This is a genomic window from Streptococcus sp. SGI.013 (assembly GCF_050315295.1).
GTDB classification, from domain to species: Bacteria; Bacillota; Bacilli; order Lactobacillales; family Streptococcaceae; genus Streptococcus; species Streptococcus porcorum.
Genome location: NZ_JBNPOS010000032.1, coordinates 1 through 19,354, shown reverse-complemented (window position 1 = coordinate 19,354; position 19,354 = coordinate 1). Strand labels below are relative to the sequence as shown.

At 37.3% G+C, this 19,354-nt stretch carries 16 protein-coding genes; 6 read left to right on the top strand and 10 right to left on the bottom strand.

From position 1 onward, the window contains the following. The first annotated feature begins 336 nt into the window (after nucleotides 1-336). From ACQRDX_RS07775 to ACQRDX_RS07760, 4 genes are all read left to right on the top strand, one after another. Nucleotides 337-1,185, top strand: a complete 849-nt coding sequence (locus ACQRDX_RS07775; protein WP_354368783.1) for a helix-turn-helix domain-containing protein — start codon at nucleotides 337-339, stop codon at nucleotides 1,183-1,185. A gap of 112 nt (nucleotides 1,186-1,297) precedes the next feature. Next, a complete protein-coding gene (locus ACQRDX_RS07770; protein WP_427895814.1) occupies nucleotides 1,298-1,708 on the top strand; it encodes a hypothetical protein in 411 nt (136 codons plus the stop codon). 120 nt (nucleotides 1,709-1,828) lie between these two features. Next, nucleotides 1,829-4,003, top strand: coding sequence for an ABC transporter substrate-binding protein/permease (locus ACQRDX_RS07765; protein WP_427895816.1), 2,175 nt, complete (start codon nucleotides 1,829-1,831; stop codon nucleotides 4,001-4,003). Continuing rightward, entirely contained in the window at nucleotides 4,003-4,743 is a 741-nt protein-coding gene (locus tag ACQRDX_RS07760; RefSeq protein ID WP_427895818.1) for an amino acid ABC transporter ATP-binding protein, read from the top strand. The genes ACQRDX_RS07765 and ACQRDX_RS07760 overlap by 1 nt, the downstream gene beginning before the upstream one ends. Nucleotides 4,744-4,817: 74 nt before the next feature. On the opposite strand, the gene ACQRDX_RS07755 is transcribed toward ACQRDX_RS07760, so the two are convergent. The 6 genes from ACQRDX_RS07755 to cdaA form a co-directional block, all read right to left on the bottom strand. Then, a complete protein-coding gene (locus ACQRDX_RS07755) occupies nucleotides 4,818-4,976 on the bottom strand; it encodes a hypothetical protein (RefSeq protein ID WP_354368775.1) in 159 nt (52 codons plus the stop codon). A gap of 20 nt (nucleotides 4,977-4,996) precedes the next feature. Then, nucleotides 4,997-6,307: a GTPase ObgE gene (gene obgE / locus ACQRDX_RS07750; protein ID WP_427895820.1), complete on the bottom strand. Its 1,311-nt coding sequence runs from the start codon at nucleotides 6,305-6,307 to the stop codon at nucleotides 4,997-4,999. A gap of 55 nt (nucleotides 6,308-6,362) precedes the next feature. After that, nucleotides 6,363-6,488: a DUF4044 domain-containing protein gene (locus tag ACQRDX_RS07745; protein ID WP_427895822.1), complete on the bottom strand. Its 126-nt coding sequence runs from the start codon at nucleotides 6,486-6,488 to the stop codon at nucleotides 6,363-6,365. 112 nt (nucleotides 6,489-6,600) lie between these two features. Next, nucleotides 6,601-7,950, bottom strand: a complete 1,350-nt coding sequence (gene glmM, locus ACQRDX_RS07740) for a phosphoglucosamine mutase (protein WP_427895824.1) — start codon at nucleotides 7,948-7,950, stop codon at nucleotides 6,601-6,603. Between the two features lie 46 nt (nucleotides 7,951-7,996). Continuing rightward, complete coding sequence (locus ACQRDX_RS07735; RefSeq protein WP_427895826.1) at nucleotides 7,997-8,956, bottom strand: CdaR family protein; 960 nt, start codon at nucleotides 8,954-8,956, stop codon at nucleotides 7,997-7,999. Then, the gene (gene cdaA / locus ACQRDX_RS07730; protein WP_354368818.1) at nucleotides 8,946-9,743 is read right to left on the bottom strand and encodes a diadenylate cyclase CdaA; all 798 of its coding nucleotides are present in this window, start codon (nucleotides 9,741-9,743) and stop codon (nucleotides 8,946-8,948) included. Before cdaA ends, ACQRDX_RS07735 begins: the two co-directional genes overlap by 11 nt. 167 nt (nucleotides 9,744-9,910) lie before the next feature. Here cdaA and murT point away from each other — a divergent pair, with 167 nt between their 5' ends. Continuing rightward, on the top strand, nucleotides 9,911-11,254 hold the full coding sequence (murT, locus tag ACQRDX_RS07725) for a lipid II isoglutaminyl synthase subunit MurT (protein ID WP_427895828.1): 1,344 nt from the start codon (nucleotides 9,911-9,913) through the stop codon (nucleotides 11,252-11,254). Continuing rightward, a complete protein-coding gene (gene gatD / locus ACQRDX_RS07720) occupies nucleotides 11,254-12,042 on the top strand; it encodes a lipid II isoglutaminyl synthase subunit GatD (protein WP_427895830.1) in 789 nt (262 codons plus the stop codon). Before murT ends, gatD begins: the two co-directional genes overlap by 1 nt. Nucleotides 12,043-12,442: 400 nt before the next feature. On the opposite strand, the gene ACQRDX_RS07715 is transcribed toward gatD, so the two are convergent. From ACQRDX_RS07715 to malQ, 4 genes are read right to left on the bottom strand one after another with little or no spacing between them, the layout of a single operon-like run. Beyond that, nucleotides 12,443-14,611, bottom strand: coding sequence for a PTS transporter subunit IIBC (locus ACQRDX_RS07715; protein WP_427895832.1), 2,169 nt, complete (start codon nucleotides 14,609-14,611; stop codon nucleotides 12,443-12,445). A gap of 60 nt (nucleotides 14,612-14,671) precedes the next feature. Then, nucleotides 14,672-15,463 carry an endonuclease/exonuclease/phosphatase family protein gene (locus ACQRDX_RS07710; RefSeq protein ID WP_427895834.1) on the bottom strand — a complete coding sequence of 264 codons (792 nt, stop codon included), beginning with the start codon at nucleotides 15,461-15,463 and terminating at the stop codon, nucleotides 14,672-14,674. Between the two features lie 26 nt (nucleotides 15,464-15,489). Beyond that, the gene (gene glgP, locus ACQRDX_RS07705) at nucleotides 15,490-17,754 is read right to left on the bottom strand and encodes a glycogen/starch/alpha-glucan family phosphorylase (RefSeq protein WP_427895836.1); all 2,265 of its coding nucleotides are present in this window, start codon (nucleotides 17,752-17,754) and stop codon (nucleotides 15,490-15,492) included. A 1-nt stretch (nucleotide 17,755) separates the two neighbouring features. Further along, the gene (gene malQ / locus ACQRDX_RS07700; protein ID WP_427895838.1) at nucleotides 17,756-19,255 is read right to left on the bottom strand and encodes a 4-alpha-glucanotransferase; all 1,500 of its coding nucleotides are present in this window, start codon (nucleotides 19,253-19,255) and stop codon (nucleotides 17,756-17,758) included. Between the last annotated feature and the right edge of the window lie 99 nt (nucleotides 19,256-19,354).

Genomic DNA, 19,354 nt, shown 5'->3' with positions numbered 1-19,354 from the left:
ATACAAATAAAAATTGTTAACAGTGATAAAATTAATGCAAGACTCATATAAAACTCCTTATCATATCCTATTTTTTTTGAAATATTTTTCTCTATCAAGCCCATAGAAATTTACTTCTGTTGTAAAAATTGAATTTGTATAAGAATAAATATTTTCTCAAAATACTTTTAGGTGTCCACCTAAGCGTTTTATCTACCAGCAATCCTAATAATATCCATGATTATTATTAGGATTGGTATAAATTTTGATATCTTTTCATATTATTACTCACTTTCATTTTTATTTATTGTATAATAAATAAAAAATATTAAAATTTTTGTTGTGAAAGTGGGAATTATGAAATCTGAACTTGGTCAAACACTTAGAAAAGTACGTAAAAGTAAACAAATAAGCTTATGTTCCATTGCAGATGAACATCTCTCTAAATCGCAAATTTCCAGATTCGAACGAGGAGAATCTGAAATATCTTGTATTAGACTCATCAATATATTAGATAAATTACACGTCTCTTTGGAGGAGTTTCTTATTCTTCACGATACCGAATACGCTCAAACAATATCTTTTGGTAATCTAGTACAGTATATCCGGAAAGAATACTTACTGCAAAATGTTAATAACCTAAAAGATTTACTCTCTGATTCAACATTTTATCATCTCAATGCATTAGAACAAACCATGGTAAAATCAATAATCTATACATTAGATAATAATATTTCACCATCTGAGGCAGACTTAGAAGAATTGACTGACTATCTATTCAAAGTTGAAGATTGGGGGTATTATGAGATTATATTACTAGCTAATTGTATACGAACCATTCAATATAACTCTGCATTTTTATTAACAAAAGAAATGTTAAAACATTATATCTACTCAACATTAAACAAGACAAATAAACGACTTGTTACACAATTAGCAATTAATTGCCTTGTTGTTAGTATTGATAAAGGAGAATTTCAAAATTGTACTTTTCTAATCAAAAAGATTGAAAAGTTATTAAACAATGAATTGAACTATTATGAACAGACCGTCTTCTTATATACATGTGGATATTTTGAATTTAAAAAGAAGGATCAGAATGGCATAAAGAAGATGAAACAAGCATTGCAAGTATTTGAAGTTCTAGGAGAATATAATATGAAATCACAGTATCAAGAACACTACAATAAACAAATAAATCAATAACACAAAGATAATGAAATAGTTCTGCATACCTATCCTCGCCTAGGATTACATAGTAAATATTTCCAAAAAACTACTGAACTTAATTAAGCTTAATATTCTTTTGAGTTGTCACATGTCTTCTGTTGCTCACAAAAACAAGTCGAAATATTATGAAGTATCTATTTTAGGCTTGTTAAAATATGAAATAGGACAAATCTATTTGAAAGATTTTACCTACCACCGCCTCTTTCACGATACACTTCTTAGGTTGATTCACCACTTCCTTGATCAACGTGATTTTTTCCACTTAGAATACTTTATCTCAACCCTTCGACCACTCTTATCTTCAGATACCATGCATGAGAAAATTTGGATTGATTTCTTCAACCTTGAAAGCCTCTACCTTAGAGAAAAAATCAATGTCAAAGAGATAGATTACTATCTAAATCGGCTAGAAGAATTTGCCACATCTGATCTTATCTTTGATTTAAACCAACATTTTCGAGCTATCTCCTCCTCTTTTACTGCCAATAAAAATAAGTGAATAACACCTAAAACCTAACAAAACCATGTTAGGTTTTATTACATAACAGAGTGTGAGATTTGAATTCTATACCATTTTTTGATATAATGAAGAGTATTTTTTATATAGAAGGAGAATAACATGAAGAAAAAGCTTACAGCTTTTATGCTAACGATGTTATCAGTATTCTTTATGTTTGGCGGAAAAGCTAGCGCTGAAACCATTAAAATCGTTTCAGATACTGCTTATGCCCCATTCGAATTTAAAGATTCTGACCAAGTTTACAAAGGAATTGATGTAGACATTATCAAAAAAGTTGCCGAACTGCAAGGTTGGGACTACGATATGACTTTCCCAGGCTTTGATGCAGCCGTTAATGCTGTTCAAGCAGGGCAAGCTGATGCACTTATGGCTGGTACAACCGTCACAGAGGCGCGTAAGAAAGTCTTTACTTTCTCAGACACTTATTACGATACAGCTGTTGTCATCTACACCCGTAGTGATAATAAGATCTCAAGTTATGAAGAGTTAAAAGGAAAAGTTGTCGGCGTGAAAAACGGAACAGCTGCGCAATCTTTCCTTGAGGAAAACAAGGATAAATACGGCTATACACTCAAAACATTTGACACAAGTGATTTGATGAACAATAGCCTTGACTCTGGTTCGATTGATGCCGCTATGGATGATGAACCAGTGGTACAATACACTATTAAGCAAGGAAAAGCCTACGCTATTAATATGGATGGTGAAAAAGTAGGTAGCTTTGCCTTTGCCGTAAAAAAAGGAAGCAAGTACGAGTACTTAGTTGATGAGTTCAACGAAGCCCTCTCTCAAATGAAGGAAGATGGCACATTAGAAGAGATCATTAGCCAATGGACAGGGGAAACAACTACTTCTGCTGTTCCTGAAACGAGCACTGCTAGCGGACAAAAAGCTACACCAGTAAAAGACGTTTATAAAATCGCCAGTGATTCTTCATTTGCACCATTTGTGTTCCAAGATGATAGTAACAAATACACTGGTATTGATATGAGCCTGATCAATGCGATTGCTAAAGATCAAGGATTTACTCTAGATATTAGTAATCCAGGCTTTGATGCTGCGGTCAACGCAGTGCAATCTGGTCAAGCTGATGGTATGATCGCTGGTATGTCCATCACAGACGAACGTAAAGAGACATTTGATTTCTCAGATCCTTACTATACTGCCAATGCGATTATTGGGGTTAAGAAAAATAGTTCCATCAAATCTTATGAGGATTTAAAAGGAAAAACCGTTGGTGTTAAAAACGGAACAGCCTCTCAAACTTTCCTTGAGGAAAATAAGGACAAGTATGGTTATAAAATCAAGACTTTTGCAGATGCATCACCAATGTATGATAGCCTGAATGCTGGTTCTGTTGATGCTGTCATGGATGACGAACCAATTATCAAATACGCTATCAAACAAGGACAAGACCTTGCAACACCTATTGAAGGAACTCCTGTAGGCGAATATGGTTTTGCCGTGAAAAAAGGATCAAATCCTGAATTGATTGAAATGTTCAATAACGGTCTTGCAAATCTTAAAGCTAGTGGCAAGTACGAAGAGATTCTCAACCAATATCTCGCAGATAGCTCAAGTTCAACAAGTACTAAAACTGCTGATGAAACAACAATTTGGGGACTCCTCTCAAATAACTATAAACAATTGCTTTCAGGTCTCGGGACTACAGTAGCCCTTGCGCTTGTATCATTTGCCCTTGCACTTATTGTCGGAATCATCTTTGGTATGATGAGTGTTAGCCCTGTTAAAGCACTCCGTATTATTTCAGCAATTTTTGTCGATGTGGTTCGTGGTATCCCACTCATGATTGTAGCAGCTTTCATCTTCTGGGGAATTCCAAACTTACTTGAATCGATTACTGGACAACAAAGCCCAATTAATGACTTTGTTGCAGGGACAATCGCCCTCACTCTAAATGGTGGTGCCTATATTGCAGAGATTGTCCGCGGAGGAATTGAGGCTGTCCCATCTGGACAAATGGAAGCTAGCCGAAGCTTAGGTATTCCTTACAATACAACAATGCGTAAGGTCATCCTTCCTCAAGCCTTTAAATTAATGCTTCCAAACTTTATCAACCAGTTTGTAATCTCACTAAAAGATACGACTATTATCTCAGCGATTGGTCTTGTAGAGTTATTCCAGACAGGTAAGATTATCATTGCACGTAACTACCAATCATTCCGTATGTATGCGATCTTGGCAGTTCTCTACCTTGTAATCATTACCCTTCTCACACGACTAGCAAAACGCTTAGAAAAGAGAGTGAAATAATGGCAGAATTGAAAATTGATGTACAAGATTTACATAAATCCTATGGAGAAAATGAAGTCTTAAAGGGTATCGATGCTAAATTTTACGAAGGAGATGTGGTTTGTATTATTGGACCTTCAGGTTCTGGTAAATCTACCTTCCTTCGTACCCTTAACCTTCTTGAAACCATTACCAGTGGTAAAGTTGTTGTTGATGGCTATGAGTTATCTGATCCTTCAACCAATGTCGATAAAGCGCGTGAAAATATCGGGATGGTGTTCCAACACTTTAATCTTTTCCCACATATGACGGTACTAGATAATATTACATTTGCTCCTATCGAACTTGGTAAACAATCTAAAGATGAGGCTGAAAAAATCGGGATGGAGTTACTTGAAAAAGTAGGCCTTGCTGATAAAGCAGCAGCTTATCCAGATAGCCTATCTGGTGGTCAAAAACAACGTGTAGCGATTGCACGAAGTTTAGCTATGAACCCAGACATCATGCTGTTTGACGAACCTACTTCAGCACTAGACCCTGAGATGGTTGGAGATGTTCTTAATGTTATGAAAGATCTTGCTGAACAAGGCATGACCATGTTGATTGTAACTCACGAAATGGGATTTGCCCGTCGTGTAGCCAATCGCGTTATCTTTACAGATGGTGGTCAATTTATTGAAGATGGCACACCTGAACAAATCTTTGATAACCCACAACATCCACGTTTACAAGATTTCTTAAATAAAGTTTTAAATGCATAATTAAAATAGAGTGGCTAAACCACTCTATTTTTTATATAAAAATACTAGGATGCCTATCTAGGCATCTCAGTAACTTAATCACCTGTTTCTTTTTGCTTATCTCTTTCTAGACGCAAACGTCGGTTGGGATTAAGGGTATTAAAGAGTTCCTCTAGTTTTTCAGCATTCCAAACATCTGCTGCTGAAACAAAATTGCCATCTTTATCTTTAAACGATATCGGCTTATCTCCCATAAAAAACTCCTTTTATGATTTTAATCTACAAATTCAAACTCAAAGTTACCAATACGGACAATGTCACCGTCTTTGGCACCACGCTCACGAAGAGCTTCATCAACTCCCATACCACGCAATTGGCGGGCGAATTTCATAATAGACTCATCACGTTCCATGTTGGTCATGATAAAGAGTTTCTCAAGTTTTTCACCTGATAACACCCATGAAGCATCATCATCACGCGAAATTTCAAATGGTTTCGTTTCTTCATTAAAGCCATAATACACTTCTTCTTCCATGTCTGTTTCATCATAAAGAAGAAATTCGTCTGTTTGGTCCAACAATTCTGCTGTAGCATCTAAAAGATTATCTAATCCACGTTTAGAGATACCTGAAATAGGGAAAATTAGTGGTAATTCTTCGAACTCGTCATAATTGGCTGCAAGTTTTTCTTTAAACTCCGCTAAATTTTCTTCCGCCTCTGGCATATCCATCTTATTGGCAACAATAATTTGAGGACGCTCCATCAAGCGTAAATTATAGGTTTCAAGCTCATTATTGATGGCCAGATAGTCCTCATAAGGATCTCGCCCTTCACTTGCAGACATGTCAATAACATGTAAAATGACTCTTGTTCGCTCAATATGACGAAGAAATTGTGTCCCTAAACCAACTCCTTGACTGGCCCCTTCAATCAAACCTGGTAGATCAGCCATAGCAAAACTCTCACCTGATTTGGTACGAACCATCCCTAAATTAGGCACAATGGTTGTGAAGTGATAGGCTCCGATCTTTGGTTTAGCAGCTGAAACAACACTAAGGAGAGTTGATTTACCGACAGAAGGGAAGCCAACGAGCCCCACATCCGCTAAAATTTTCAACTCCAATTGTAATTCACGCTCCTCACCCGGCTCACCATTTTCAGCAATTTCAGGTGCTGGATTTTTAGGAGTTGCAAAACGGATATTACCACGACCTCCACGGCCTCCACGAGCAATCACAAACTCTTGTCCATGTTCAACAAGGTCTGTAATCACTTTTCCTGTCACATGATCACGAATAGTTGTTCCTTGTGGCACGCGTACAATCAGATTTTCAGCTCCTTTACCATGCATGCCTTTGGTCATCCCCTTTTCACCAGACTGGGCTTTAAAGTGGCGATTATAACGGAAATCCATAAGAGTGCGTAATCCTTCATCTACTACAAAAATCACATCACCTCCGCGACCTCCATCACCTCCCCATGGGCCTCCATTGGGAACATACTTTTCACGGCGAAAAGCTACCATGCCATCGCCACCACGACCAGCCTTAACTGAAATTTTGGCTGTATCTAAAAACATACTCATTATTTTACCTTTTCTTTCTTACAGATAAAAAACGCTCGTAAGCGTTTTTTCATTGTTAAAATGCACTAAGCGCCCCAAGGACAAGTCCACCGACAGTAATGATTACCATCAAAACAACAACCACTAGGGTTAGTTTTTCAAATGCTGTTTTTTTGCGTGGACCATTGTCACCAAATGCCATAGTTATACCTCTTCTATAATAATGAACTTCTCCTTACTATATTATCATGATTTCTGATGCTTTTCAAACCAAAAGGCACAAAAAGACTTGAGAAATTCTCAAGTCTTCAAGGTTAAATGCCGATTTCGTTTCGCACAACATCAGCAATAGTATCAACATAATAGTTAACAGCTTCGTCAGTTGGAGCTTCTGCCATCACACGTAAAAGAGGTTCTGTACCACTTGGTCTCACCAAGATACGACCGTTTCCAGCCATCTCCTCTTCCATTTTAGCAATAATTTCAGCAATCGCAGGGACAGCCATAGCTTTGTCTTTCATGCTATTTTCAACACGGATATTAACTAATTTTTGAGGATAAATAGTAACTTCTGATGCTAATTGAGAAAGTGATTTTCCGGTCTCTTTCATCACCTTAGTCAATTGAATAGCAGTTAATTGACCGTCACCAGTTGTGTTGTAATCCATAATAATAACATGTCCAGATTGCTCGCCACCAAGATTATAGCCTTTTTGACGCATTTCTTCGACAACGTAGCGATCACCAACAGCTGTTACAGCTTTATCAATTCCTTCACGATCCAAAGCTTTGTGGAAGCCAAGATTTGACATAACTGTTGTCACAATTGTATTTTTGGCCAAAACACCTTGTTTTGCCATATATTTCCCAATAATAAACATGATACGATCACCATCTACAATTTGGCCGTTTTCATCAACAGCAATGAGACGATCGCTATCACCATCAAAAGCTAATCCGATGGAAGCTCCTGATTCTAAGACTTTTTCCTGTAATTTGTCGGGATGTGTTGATCCTATACCATCATTGATATTCAAACCATTTGGTTTCTCTCCAATAACTGAAATATCAGCATTTAAATCCAAAAAAATATCACGAGCAGTTGTACTTGCAGCACCATTGGCGGTATCAAGCGCTACTTTCATACCATCTAAATCAACTCCTGTAGAAGCTAAGAAAGCGGTATATTTACGAAGCCCTTCTGGATATTCAACGACTGTTCCTAAACCTTCTGCACTAGGACGAGGAAGAGAATCACCTTCTGCATCCAACAACTCTTCAATCTCTGCTTCCAAGGCATCATCTAATTTAAAGCCATCTCCTGCAAAAAATTTAATGCCATTATCTAAGGCAGGGTTATGACTGGCTGAAATCATCACACCAGCACTAGCCCCTTCCGTGCGTACAAGATACGAAACTCCAGGAGTTGCTAAAACACCAAGCTTATACACCTCAATACCAACTGAAAGCAAACCTGCAATCAAGGCAGATTCTAACATTTCACCAGAGATGCGAGTATCTCTAGCAACAAAAACACGTGGACGCTCTGTTTCATGTTGGCTTAAAACATAGCCTCCAAAACGACCTAATTTAAATGCTAATTCTGGTGTCAGCTCAACATTTGCCTCACCACGTACACCATCTGTTCCAAAATATTTTCCCATAATTGATAGCGCTAAATGCGCCTCCTTCCGTAAATTCTTATTAAGACTATTTCTTCTTAGTGATTAACTTAACATCAATTTCACTAGGTGAAATGGTAACATTTTCCATTTCTAGCTTTACTTTTTTCACAGTATCCTTCGTGACATCTGAAATATCTAAAGTGGCTGGAATACTTGTAATCTGGTCAAGAATATCTTGATTTGCTGAAATCGTCACCGTTGGAGTTGATAATTCATAATAGATGTCCGACAAACTATTGTCCATTTGCCCCGTTAAATCTAAGCTGACAGGAACTTCTTTTGTCAATTTTTCAACAAGGACACTTAACTTAGCTTTAGCAGGATCAATAATCGACGGTAGAATCGTTCCATTAGCTGCAACTGCTTGAAGTGTCACTTTTTTTGAATAATTCTCACTTAAAGGTGATTGGTTATCGATACGAGCAACCACATGATCAATTTGATCAATCGTTGCTTCATCACTGGTAACCGTCACTTCTTTAATATCAGTTGATATTGACTTTAAAGCGTATCCTTCCGCTATCTGATCATCTGAAACTTCTCCAACAACAGAAAATGTTTTAGATTTCTTTTTACCAACTGTTACTGTTATTTTAGAAGGTGTTGCTGTAGCAGTCATTTCATCAGGCAAATCCTTAATCTGCAGTGGTACCTTAACAGTACCTGTTTCAATATCTTTTAAATCAGCGACAACTTTAAACTTTCTCGTGTCACTATTAATCTCTGAATCCAACTTTACACGATTAGTCGATGTTAAATAAACCTTGGTTTCATAGGAATACCCACTAATAAAATAGCGGTCACTGTCATACTTAATGTCAATTGGGACCTCTGTCAAAGTATGGGTATAAGTTTCTGTTACCCGACTAATCTGGGTACCTGCTTGATTATACTGATTATAAGAAGCTGTAAAAAATAAAATCAAAGAAAAGAAGATCGAAACAATCGCATAAAGTAGTCTTGGGCTTCTTAGTTTATTTAACACGTCTTGATCCTCCCAAAACTCTAGATAGTAAAGGTGGTCTTTTTCTATCTTTTATAAGGATTTCACTCAAAGCGGCTTGAAATTCCTCTTTAGACAAGTCATGTCTAAAATAGCCTTTATAAGTCAAAGAAATGGCCCCTGTCTCCTCTGACACAATGAAGGTTAAAGCATCAGAGTTCTCAGACAAGCCAATAGCTGCCCGGTGACGTGTACCAAACTCCTTAGAAATCGTTGAAGACTCCGACAAGGGCAAATAAGAGCAAGCCGAAGCAATTTTATTTCCCTTAATAATCACTGCACCATCATGCAAAGGTGTATTAGGAATAAAAATGTTGATTAATAGTTCACTGCTAACATTTGCATCTAGTTTAATACCTGTTGAGATATACTCTTGTAAGGTTTGAGTGCGTTCGATAGAAACTAAAGCACCTATTTTTCTTGGACTCATGTAACTAACAGCTTTCATAAAGTGTTCAATTAAACGCTCTTCATCTGATAAATTATTTCTAGGGTTGAAGATATGAGTCGTACGACCAAATTTTTCAAGTAAGGTACGAATCTCAGGAGCAAAAATCACAACTCCTGCTATAACACCGTAGGTGATGACCTGATTCATTAACCATGAAATCGTTACAAAACCTACAAAATCTGCTACAAACTTTAAAAGAACAAACAAAACAACTCCTTGAACCAGAGCCATAATTTTAGTTCCAACCAAAGCTTTTATAAAACGATATAAGAGCCAAGCTACTAATAAGATATCAATAACATTGATTACAATACCCATAGGGGTATCAAACAGGGATTGCCAAAATCTTGCATCAATTTGAAATAATGGCACAACTCGCTCCTTTCTATATAAGATTATGATTCCAAAATCTACACGTTTCATTATAACACACTAAAAGGAATTTTTCCTTTTATTATCCTGAAACTTTATGATAAAATGGTGCTATGACAATAAAAACATTTTTAGGAATAGCAGCTGGAAAATCAGCACATTTTATTTTAAGTAAACTTGGAAGAGGATCAACTTTACCTGGTAAAATTGCTCTTCAGTTTGACAATCATATTTTAAATCATATTGCCAAGGACTATGAGATCGTGGTGGTAACAGGAACAAATGGTAAAACCTTAACGACCGCTCTTACAGTGGGAATTCTAAAAGAGGCATTTGGTGAGGTGGTGACAAATCCTAGTGGAGCTAATATGATCACAGGAATCACGTCAACCTTTTTGACAGCAAAAAAAGCTAAGTCTGGTAAAAAAATCGCTGTCCTTGAAATTGACGAGGCAAGCCTCCCCAAAATCACACAATACATTACACCTAGTCTCTTTGTTTTTACCAATATTTTTAGAGATCAGATGGATCGTTATGGAGAAATCTATACCACATACGATATGATTTTAAAAGGTGCTCAAAATGCCCCTGAAGCTACGATTTTAGCTAATGGAGATAGCCCACTTTTTAACTCCAAAGAAGTCATTAACCCAGTCCAGTACTATGGTTTTGATACTGAAAAAGGGCAGCCTCAACTTGCTCACTATAACACAGAAGGAATCTTATGTCCACGCTGCCAACATATCCTCACCTATCGTCTTAATACCTATGCCAATCTAGGTGATTATATGTGTGAGCATTGTGGTTTTGAGCGTCCTCAACTGGACTACGCTTTGACGCATTTAACCAAGATTACCAATACCAGTTCTGAGTTTGTGATTGATGGACAAGACTATAAAATCAATGTTGGGGGACTTTACAACATCTATAATGCTCTTGCAGCTGTTTCCGTCGCAGAATTCTTCGGTGTCTCATCTGATCAAATTAAAGCTGGATTTGACAAGAGTCGTGCTGTCTTTGGTCGCCAAGAAACCTTTAAAATTGGGGATAAAGATTGTACCTTGGTGTTGATTAAAAATCCAGTTGGAGCTAGTCAAGCCCTAGATATGATTAAATTAGCACCTCATCCATTTAGTTTGTCGGTCTTGCTGAATGCCAACTATGCTGATGGTATTGATACGAGCTGGATTTGGGATGCCAACTTTGAAGCGATTTTAGATATGGATATTCCTCATATTTTTGCTGGTGGGGTACGCCATTCAGAAATTGCACGTCGCTTACGAGTAACAGGCTATCCAGAACAGGCCATTACCCAAGCAGAAAAGCTAGAAGATATTATGAATTTTATTGAGCAACAAGATACTCAACATGCTTATATCCTAGCAACCTACACAGCCATGCTTGAATTTAGAGAGCTATTGGCTAACAAGCATGCTGTTGGAAAGGAGATGAACTAATGGTTTATACTTCTCTACAATCCCCTCACTCAAAAGACTATCAATTTGATCTCTCAATTGCTCACCTTTATGGAAACTTAATGAACACTTATGGAGATAATGGTAACATCCTCATGCTCAAATATGTTGCAGAAAAACTAGGAGCACGTGTTACGGTAGATATTGTCTCTCTTGAGGATCCCTTCAAGGCTGATGACTATGATCTTGTCTTTTTTGGTGGTGGACAAGATTATGAACAAGCTATCGTTGCTAAAGATTTACCTTCTAAAAAAGAAGCCATTGCAGAATTTATTGATAAAGACAAAGTTATTCTTGCTATTTGTGGTGGTTTTCAATTATTGGGGCAATATTACATTCAGGCTAATGGTGAAAAAATTGATGGTATCGGTGTCATGGGACACTATACACTTAACCAAAACAACAATCGCTACATTGGGGATATCAAAATCTACAATGAAGAATTTGATGAAACCTACTACGGCTTTGAAAACCATCAAGGACGCACCTTCTTATCTGATGATGAGAAACCTCTTGGAAAAGTTGTTTATGGCAACGGTAATAATAAAGAAGATGGTTCTGAAGGTGTTCACTATAAAAATGTCTTTGGAAGCTATTTCCACGGTCCTATCCTATCTCGCAATGCTAACCTTGCTTATCGCTTAGTGACAACTGCCCTAAAAAATAAATATGGTCATGATTTGACTCTACCAACTTATCAGGATATTCTCAGTTTAGAAGTTGCTGAAGAGTACCTTGATGTTAAAAGCAAGGCTGAATTTGAAAAATAAAAGATAAAAAATACCATTTGGATATCACGCCAGATGGTATTTTTAACGCTCTCGAAATGGGAATCTTTCTCAGTAATCTCATAAATAAGGTCCTACTTGAAGGAAAATTGATATTTTTTATGAAAGTTTAATATTTCTTGTATCATCGAACTCTTATAGTACTGATTAAAGGATGACTGCTCTAGTCACAACAAGTTTTCTGGGTTCTTTAATAAAATCAGCATAAAGGCAGTTTTACTTTTATTAAACAAATTATTTCTGTGATAAGAATTTCGTTATCCAAACCAGATTTACCGTGACTTTTCCAAACAATACTAAAAGGTCATCATACCAAGAATAAGCATGATACTTAATACAACAAAAAATTCTGGAATCAATGATTCCAGAATTTTTTTGGAGATTATAATTCAACTTTGGCAACAACTGTCTTAGCTGTTTGTTTGCCCAAGTTTTGAAGAGTAACGGATTTAATTTCAGCTGTATTGGTAAAGGCAACAACTGTTGTTGTTTCACGCTCTGCTGATTTAATAGCTTCTAAATCAGCAACTAGAAGAAGATCTCCAGCCTGAACACGTTGTCCATCTGTCACCTTAGCTGAGAATGGGGCACCATTTAGGGCTACCGTATCAAGTCCAACGTGTACCAAAACTTCCAAGCCTTCATCAGTTAAAAGACCGACAGCATGTTTTGTTGGAAAGACACTCGTAATAAGACCTGAAACTGGAGCATAAATATTTCCATTTTCTGGTTCAACTGCGTAGCCATCTCCCATCATTTTTTGTGAGAAAACAGGATCTTTAACGTCTGTAATAGCAATCACATCGCCATCAGCAACCGACGCCACATCTACTGTAATTCCTTTGAAATGTGTATCTACCGCTTCTTCTCTAACGGCTTTCACTTCTGTCTTAGGAATCACTGCACCTGAATCCAGTAAATCCTGAATATCTGATTTCAAGATATCTGCTTTTGGTCCATAAACGGCTTGAACACCATTATCCTTGATGATTAAGCCCATTGCACCAGCCTGTTTCCAAGCAGCTTCATCACCTACTTCTGCCACATTATTAACAGAAATACGAAGACGCGTCATGCAGGCATCAACGTCAGAAATATTTTCACGTCCACCAAGAAGGTTAATAATTTGAACAACCTGTGAATTAGCATCTGCAGTTCCTACTTCACCTTCTGGCTTATCATCAGCCATATCAGCATCATAGTTACCATTACGGCCTGCAGTTGCAAGATTGAATTTCTTAATCATGAAGTCTGCAATAAAGTACATGATAACTGCAAATAGTGCTGTTACCCAGATAAAGTTGATCACATCCATACCAATACCAGCTTTAAGTGCCATTGGTGTACGTGTCAAGAACTCGATGTTACCAAATGAGTGTACACGAAGGTCCACAACATCAGCCATAGCAAAGGCTGCACCTTGTACAAGAGCATAAACAACATAAAGTGGAACAGCCGCAAACATGAACATAAACTCGATTGGCTCAGTAACCCCTGTCAAGAATACTGCAAGCGCTGTTGAGATAAACATCCCTTTGTATTTATGCTTTTTATCTTCATCAACATTACGATACATAGCGTAAGTCAGTCCCATAAGGATACCACTTGACCCAATCATTTGACCAACTTTGAAGCGTGCTGGGGTAACAGTAGCAAGAAGCTCTTTATATTGGCTCATATCTCCAGCGTCTTTAAGGCTGATAAGGTCTGTAATCCATGCCAACCAAAGTGGATCTTGTCCAAACACTTCTGTTCCTTTTTGAGCTCCTGTAAGGATTTCATACGTACCACCAAGTGACGTATAGTTCATCGGGATGGTAAGCATATGGTGGAGACCAAATGGAAGAAGGAGACGCTCTAATGCACCATAGACAAATGGTGCCAAAATTGGTGCTGTATCTTGTGAGTTAGCAATCCATTTACCAAAACTGTTGATACCTGTTTGAACAACTGGCCAAAAGACAGCCAAGATAAGCGCTACAATAACTGAGCGATAGATGACAACAAATGGTACAAAACGTTTTCCGTTAAAGAATGATAAGACATCTGGTAATTTACGGAAATTGTAGTATTTATTATAAGTAGTCGCTCCAAGGAATCCAGAAATGATACCTACAAATACTCCCATGTTAAGAGCTGGTTGACCAAGAATATTAACAAAGTAACCTGACACAGGGATAGAAGTCCCAAAAATAGTTTTGACATGGGCATCCGCATCAGCTAGCATATCTACTGTAACACCAAAGAAGTTCCCTGTGATAAGGTTAATTAAGATAAAGGCTAAACCTGCTGCAAATGCACCGCCTGCACGCTCTTTTGCCCAACTACCACCAATAGCTAGCGCAAATAGCAAATGCAAGTTACCAATAATTCCCCAACCGATTTGAGCAATAATATTCCCCACACGAACAAGCAGTTCTGAATCGGCATTAATAAGAGGAAGCGAGTTCCCGATACTAACCATCAAACCTGCTGCAGGCATAACCGCGATAACAACCATTAAGGCTTTACCGAATTTTTGCCAAAATTCAAAGCTTAATAACTTTTTCATCCATCTTCTCCTTTTAAGGATTTATTTTATTATATTATTATATCATTAGGATAAATAATATTAAAGTTCTAATTGAATCTCCACTCCAAAATGGTCTGAAATAATGGCTTTATTCTTTCCATTAAAGATAACACGACTTGATAAAACAGTTTTAGTCTGATTTAAAAAGATATAATCTAGGTGTTTTTCTTCTGCATGATCACTCCAGCCGTCAATCGCTTTTTCAACTGTAATACCCGAATCTTTTTCTTCTGCCAAATCATAGGTATCAATCAATCCTAGATTGGTGATAGCTTCATAAGCAGAATGATTAGATATACTGTCTGTATTGAAATCTCCCATAAAGACTTTTAAATTGTCTGTTTGAGTGCGATTGATGATGGTTTGAATATTTTCCAACTGATCTTCACCTTCTCCATCGGGAAGATTAATGTGACAAGAATAACATTCAATAAGTTGTCCTTTATAAACAACTGTTAGGCCTAATATCTTTCTTGAAAGAATAGAATCTAAACTCTGATGCTGACTGCAATAAAAAGGATCAACCTCATAAACTGGCAACTTCGTTAAAAATGCAATCCCTTCATCATATTTATCATAGCCGATATGAGAATTACTCCAATAATAAGAGTACTTCTCACCGACTAAATGACGTAATTTTTCTAATAAGATGAGACCATAATTATCGTCTCTCAACTCATGAGTCACTAGTTTCGCACTCATGAGTTGATTGACTTCTTGGAGGGCAATGACGTCATAATCATTTTCAGCAATTGCCTGTGCCAGTGTATTTAATTTTTCTTCTTGATTATCCTCTAGCCAAGCATGAACATTGACTGTTAATAATTTCATGACGACCCCTTTCTGTTCAATTGAAATTATTTACTGTGCCAGATATCTTCGTTATACTGCTCGATTGTACGGTCAGATGAGAAGAATCCTGCTTTAGCAATATTGTGAACAACTTTCTTGTTCCATGAATCTTGATTTTCGTAGTCTGCAAAGACTTGCTCTTTAACTTCGATGTACTCTGCTAAGTCAATCAAGGTCATGAACCAGTCTTTAGAAATCAATTCATGGTGCAAGCGACCAAGACGTTCTTCATTACCAAGTGCTTTCACTTCGTCGCTGACGATAAAGTCAACCGCACGTTTGATGTTGGCATCACCATTGTAGTAGTCTGCAGAAACATAGCCAGCCTTGTCGTACAAGTCGATAATAGTATCTGAATCCTTACCAAATGTGTAGATATTATCCATACCTGCTAATTCTGCAATCTCAACGTTAGCACCGTCCATAGTACCAAGTGTCAAAGCACCGTTCAACATAAATTTCATGTTACCAGTACCTGATGCTTCTTTAGAAGCAAGCGAGATTTGCTCAGAGATATCTGTCGCAGGGATAAGTTTTTCTGCAACCGTTACGTTGTAGTTTTCTACCAAATGAACGTTGAGGTACTTGCTGACTTCTGGATCGTTATTGATCAATTCAGACAAGCAGAGAATCAAGTGAATAATGTCTTGGGCAATCACATAAGCTGGAGCCGCCTTACCACCGAAGATAACAGTGATTTTACGTTTTGGAAGGTTGCCGTTTTTGATTTCAAGATATTTGTGAATCACATACAAGGCATTCATTTGTTGGCGTTTGTACTCGTGGAAACGTTTGATTTGTGTATCAATGATAGAGTTTTCGTCCAACTCAATTCCCTTGTTGTCTTTCAGGTAACGTTTAAGAGCCAATTTGTTGTTGTGTTTGATTTCAGCCAATTTAGCATGAACTTCCTTGTCATCTGCAAAGGCAAGTAATTTCTCAAGTTTAGTTGCATCTGTCAAGTACTCATCGCCAATCAATTCCTTAATATAGTCTGCAAGGTCTTGGTTGGCAAATTCCAACCAACGACGGAAGGTGATACCGTTTGTTTTGTTGTTGAATTTTTCTGGGTAAAGTTCGTAGAAGCCTTTCAACTCAGAGTTTTTCAAAATTTCTGTGTGAAGAGCCGCAACGCCGTTGACTGAGTTTGAGAAGTGGATATCCATGTGAGCCATGTGAACACGACCAGACTCATCGATAATATGAAGGGCAACATCTGGAACTTCTTGTGCGACAAGGGCATCCAACTCTTTAATAATACCAACTAGGTGTGGGACTACTTCTTCTAAGAATTCAAGTGGCCATTTCTCAAGTGCTTCTGCCAAGATGGTGTGGTTAGTGTAGCCTGTCATGTTTTTAACAATCGCTACTGCTTCTGCGAAATCAATACCATGTTTTTCAGTCAAGAGACGAATCAACTCAGGAATAACCATTGATGGGTGCGTATCGTTGATTTGAACATAAGCATAGTCTGCCAAGTCATGTAAGTTTGACCCACGTTCAATCGCTTCATCAATCAAGAGTTGTGCTGCGTTTGATACCATGAAATATTGTTGGTAGATACGAAGCAATTCACCATTTTTATCTGAATCATCTGGGTACAAGAAGAGGGTCAAGTTTTCTTTGATGTCTGTCTTGTCAAATGAGATGCCATCTGTAATTAAGTCATAGTTGACAGACTCGATGTCAAACAAGTTAAGGTAGTTCTTAGTTTCTTTTTTATAGCCAAGAATATCAAGTCGATCTAACTTAGATTTCAACGTGAAGTTTTTAAATGGCACGTCATAGCTGATATCTGTAGGAATCAACCAAGAATCATTTTCAATCCAGAAGTTTGGTTCTGCATCTTGTTGGTTGTCTTTAAAGACTTGACGGAAAAGACCACAGTGGTAGTTAAGACCAACACCTTCACCGTTAATACCAAGTGTTGACATAGAGTCCACAAAACATGATGCCAAACGTCCAAGACCACCATTACCAAGAGATGGTTCTGGTTCAACATCTTCAACTTGTGCTAAAGATTTTCCAGCAGCTGCTAATTCCGCTTGAATATCTTTGTAAACACCCAAGTTAATCAAGTTGTTTGACAAGAGTTTACCAATAAGAAACTCAGCTGAGATATAGTAAACTTTACGTTTCCCAGTGTTTTTTGGTTTTGTCGCTGCTTCAGCTTTGACATAGTTCAATAATTGAAGATAGATTTCTTCATTTGTGAGTTCTGCAAGTTTTTTGTTCGTGTTTGTTTCTGCAAAAGTTGTAAAATTAGCCATGTTAATTATTCCCTCGTTGATATAGTTCTGTAATTGTTTTTAAGTAAGCTTTTTTCTCTGCGGTTAAATCTTCTTTTTTCATGCGCCACTTCCAGTTTTGTCCAACTGTATTTGGCACATTCATACGACTTTCGGCAGGAAGGTCTAAAATATCTTGCATGCAAGCAATCGCGGTATCTGCCACTGAAGCATAAAGTGTACGAAGCATTGCCTGTGTGATAGGTTCATCACCATCACGATGCATGTAAGCATCAGCGTAAGTTTGCTGCTCTGGTGTTAAATTGTCATACCAACCATTAACGACCTCATTGTCATGCGTTCCTGTGTAAGCAACAGCATCTGATGTATAGTTGTGTGGAAGGTCTAGACTTTCACCAGTGACATCAAAGAAACCAAATTCTAAGATTTTCATACCTGGAAAGGCTGTGTCTTCAAGAAGTTTTTCTGCTTTCTCATCAATATAACCTAGGTTTTCTGCAATAATTGGAAGTTCACCAAGTTCTTTTTTAATAGCTTCAAAAAGATCATAACCTGGACCTGGTTGCCAACTACCATTTTTAGCAGTATCTTCTTTGGCATCTACTTGCCAAAAATCAGAAAATCCTTTGAAGTGGTCAATACGCAAAACATCATAAATCTTAAAGCTCTCTGTAATGCGGTAAATCCACCAAGCATATCCTGTTTCTTTATGTTTTTTCCAGTCATAGATTGGGTTTCCCCAGTATTGCCCGACATCAGAAAATTCATCTGCTGGAACACCTGCAACATATTTAGGATGACCTTTTTCATCAACCTTAAATAATTCAGGTTTGGTCCACATCTCAACACTATCTGCTGAAACATAAATTGGCATATCTCCAATAATTTGGATAGCATTTTTATTAGCATAGTCTTTTAACTCTGCCCATTGCTTAAAGAAGAAATATTGTGTGACTTTATGATAATCAATTACTTCAGCTAATTTCTCACGGTAATCGGCTAAAGCTTTTTCCTCACGTCTTGCAATAGCTTTTTCTGGCCACTCTTGAAGCGACTGATTGTTGAAAGACTCTTTAATCGCCATAAACTCAGCATAATCTCCCAACCATGAAGCATTTTCTTTTTCAAATGTTGTCAGAATAGCTTTTTGATCAGCATCTGCTAGAAAAGCTTTAACAGCTTTTTCCAAGATAGGACGGCGGGTCTCAAATAATAAAGCATAATCAATACTTTCTTCATCATCTGTAAACTTAATCGTTTCATAATCTGCTTTGGTTAGGAACCCTTCTTTTTCAAGAAGATCAAAATCAATCAGATTTGTATTTCCAGCAACAGCTGAGAATGACTGATAAGGTGAGTCACCGTAGCTTGTTGTGGTTAGGGGCAATAACTGCCAGTAAGTTTGATTTGTTTCTTTAAGGAAATCTACAAATTCGTAAGCTTCTTTACCAAAAGTCCCTATTCCAAAGTGACCAGGTAATGAAGTAATGTGCATCAAGACACCACTTGAACGCTTTGCCATATGATTCCTTCCTTTCATCTCATTTACAAGTATTATTTTAACGCAAGCGATTGCATTTGTCAAGGACTTTTACGTAAAACTTTTTATTTTTACGGTTTT

Bases quoted from the DNA above. Each gene is read 5' to 3' on its own strand.
- ACQRDX_RS07775 (WP_354368783.1), top strand. From the start codon at position 337: ATGAAATCTGAACTTGGTCAAACACTTAGAAAAGTACGTAAAAGTAAA.
- ACQRDX_RS07770 (WP_427895814.1), top strand. From the start codon at position 1,298: ATGTCTTCTGTTGCTCACAAAAACAAGTCGAAATATTATGAAGTATCT.
- ACQRDX_RS07765 (WP_427895816.1), top strand. From the start codon at position 1,829: ATGAAGAAAAAGCTTACAGCTTTTATGCTAACGATGTTATCAGTATTC.
- ACQRDX_RS07760 (WP_427895818.1), top strand. From the start codon at position 4,003: ATGGCAGAATTGAAAATTGATGTACAAGATTTACATAAATCCTATGGA.
- ACQRDX_RS07755 (WP_354368775.1), bottom strand. From the start codon at position 4,976: ATGGGAGATAAGCCGATATCGTTTAAAGATAAAGATGGCAATTTTGTT.
- obgE (WP_427895820.1), bottom strand. From the start codon at position 6,307: ATGAGTATGTTTTTAGATACAGCCAAAATTTCAGTTAAGGCTGGTCGT.
- ACQRDX_RS07745 (WP_427895822.1), bottom strand. From the start codon at position 6,488: ATGGCATTTGGTGACAATGGTCCACGCAAAAAAACAGCATTTGAAAAA.
- glmM (WP_427895824.1), bottom strand. From the start codon at position 7,950: ATGGGAAAATATTTTGGAACAGATGGTGTACGTGGTGAGGCAAATGTT.
- cdaA (WP_354368818.1), bottom strand. From the start codon at position 9,743: ATGGGTATTGTAATCAATGTTATTGATATCTTATTAGTAGCTTGGCTC.
- murT (WP_427895828.1), top strand. From the start codon at position 9,911: ATGACAATAAAAACATTTTTAGGAATAGCAGCTGGAAAATCAGCACAT.
- gatD (WP_427895830.1), top strand. From the start codon at position 11,254: ATGGTTTATACTTCTCTACAATCCCCTCACTCAAAAGACTATCAATTT.
- ACQRDX_RS07715 (WP_427895832.1), bottom strand. From the start codon at position 14,611: ATGAAAAAGTTATTAAGCTTTGAATTTTGGCAAAAATTCGGTAAAGCC.
- ACQRDX_RS07710 (WP_427895834.1), bottom strand. From the start codon at position 15,463: ATGAAATTATTAACAGTCAATGTTCATGCTTGGCTAGAGGATAATCAA.
- glgP (WP_427895836.1), bottom strand. From the start codon at position 17,754: ATGGCTAATTTTACAACTTTTGCAGAAACAAACACGAACAAAAAACTT.
- malQ (WP_427895838.1), bottom strand. From the start codon at position 19,255: ATGGCAAAGCGTTCAAGTGGTGTCTTGATGCACATTACTTCATTACCT.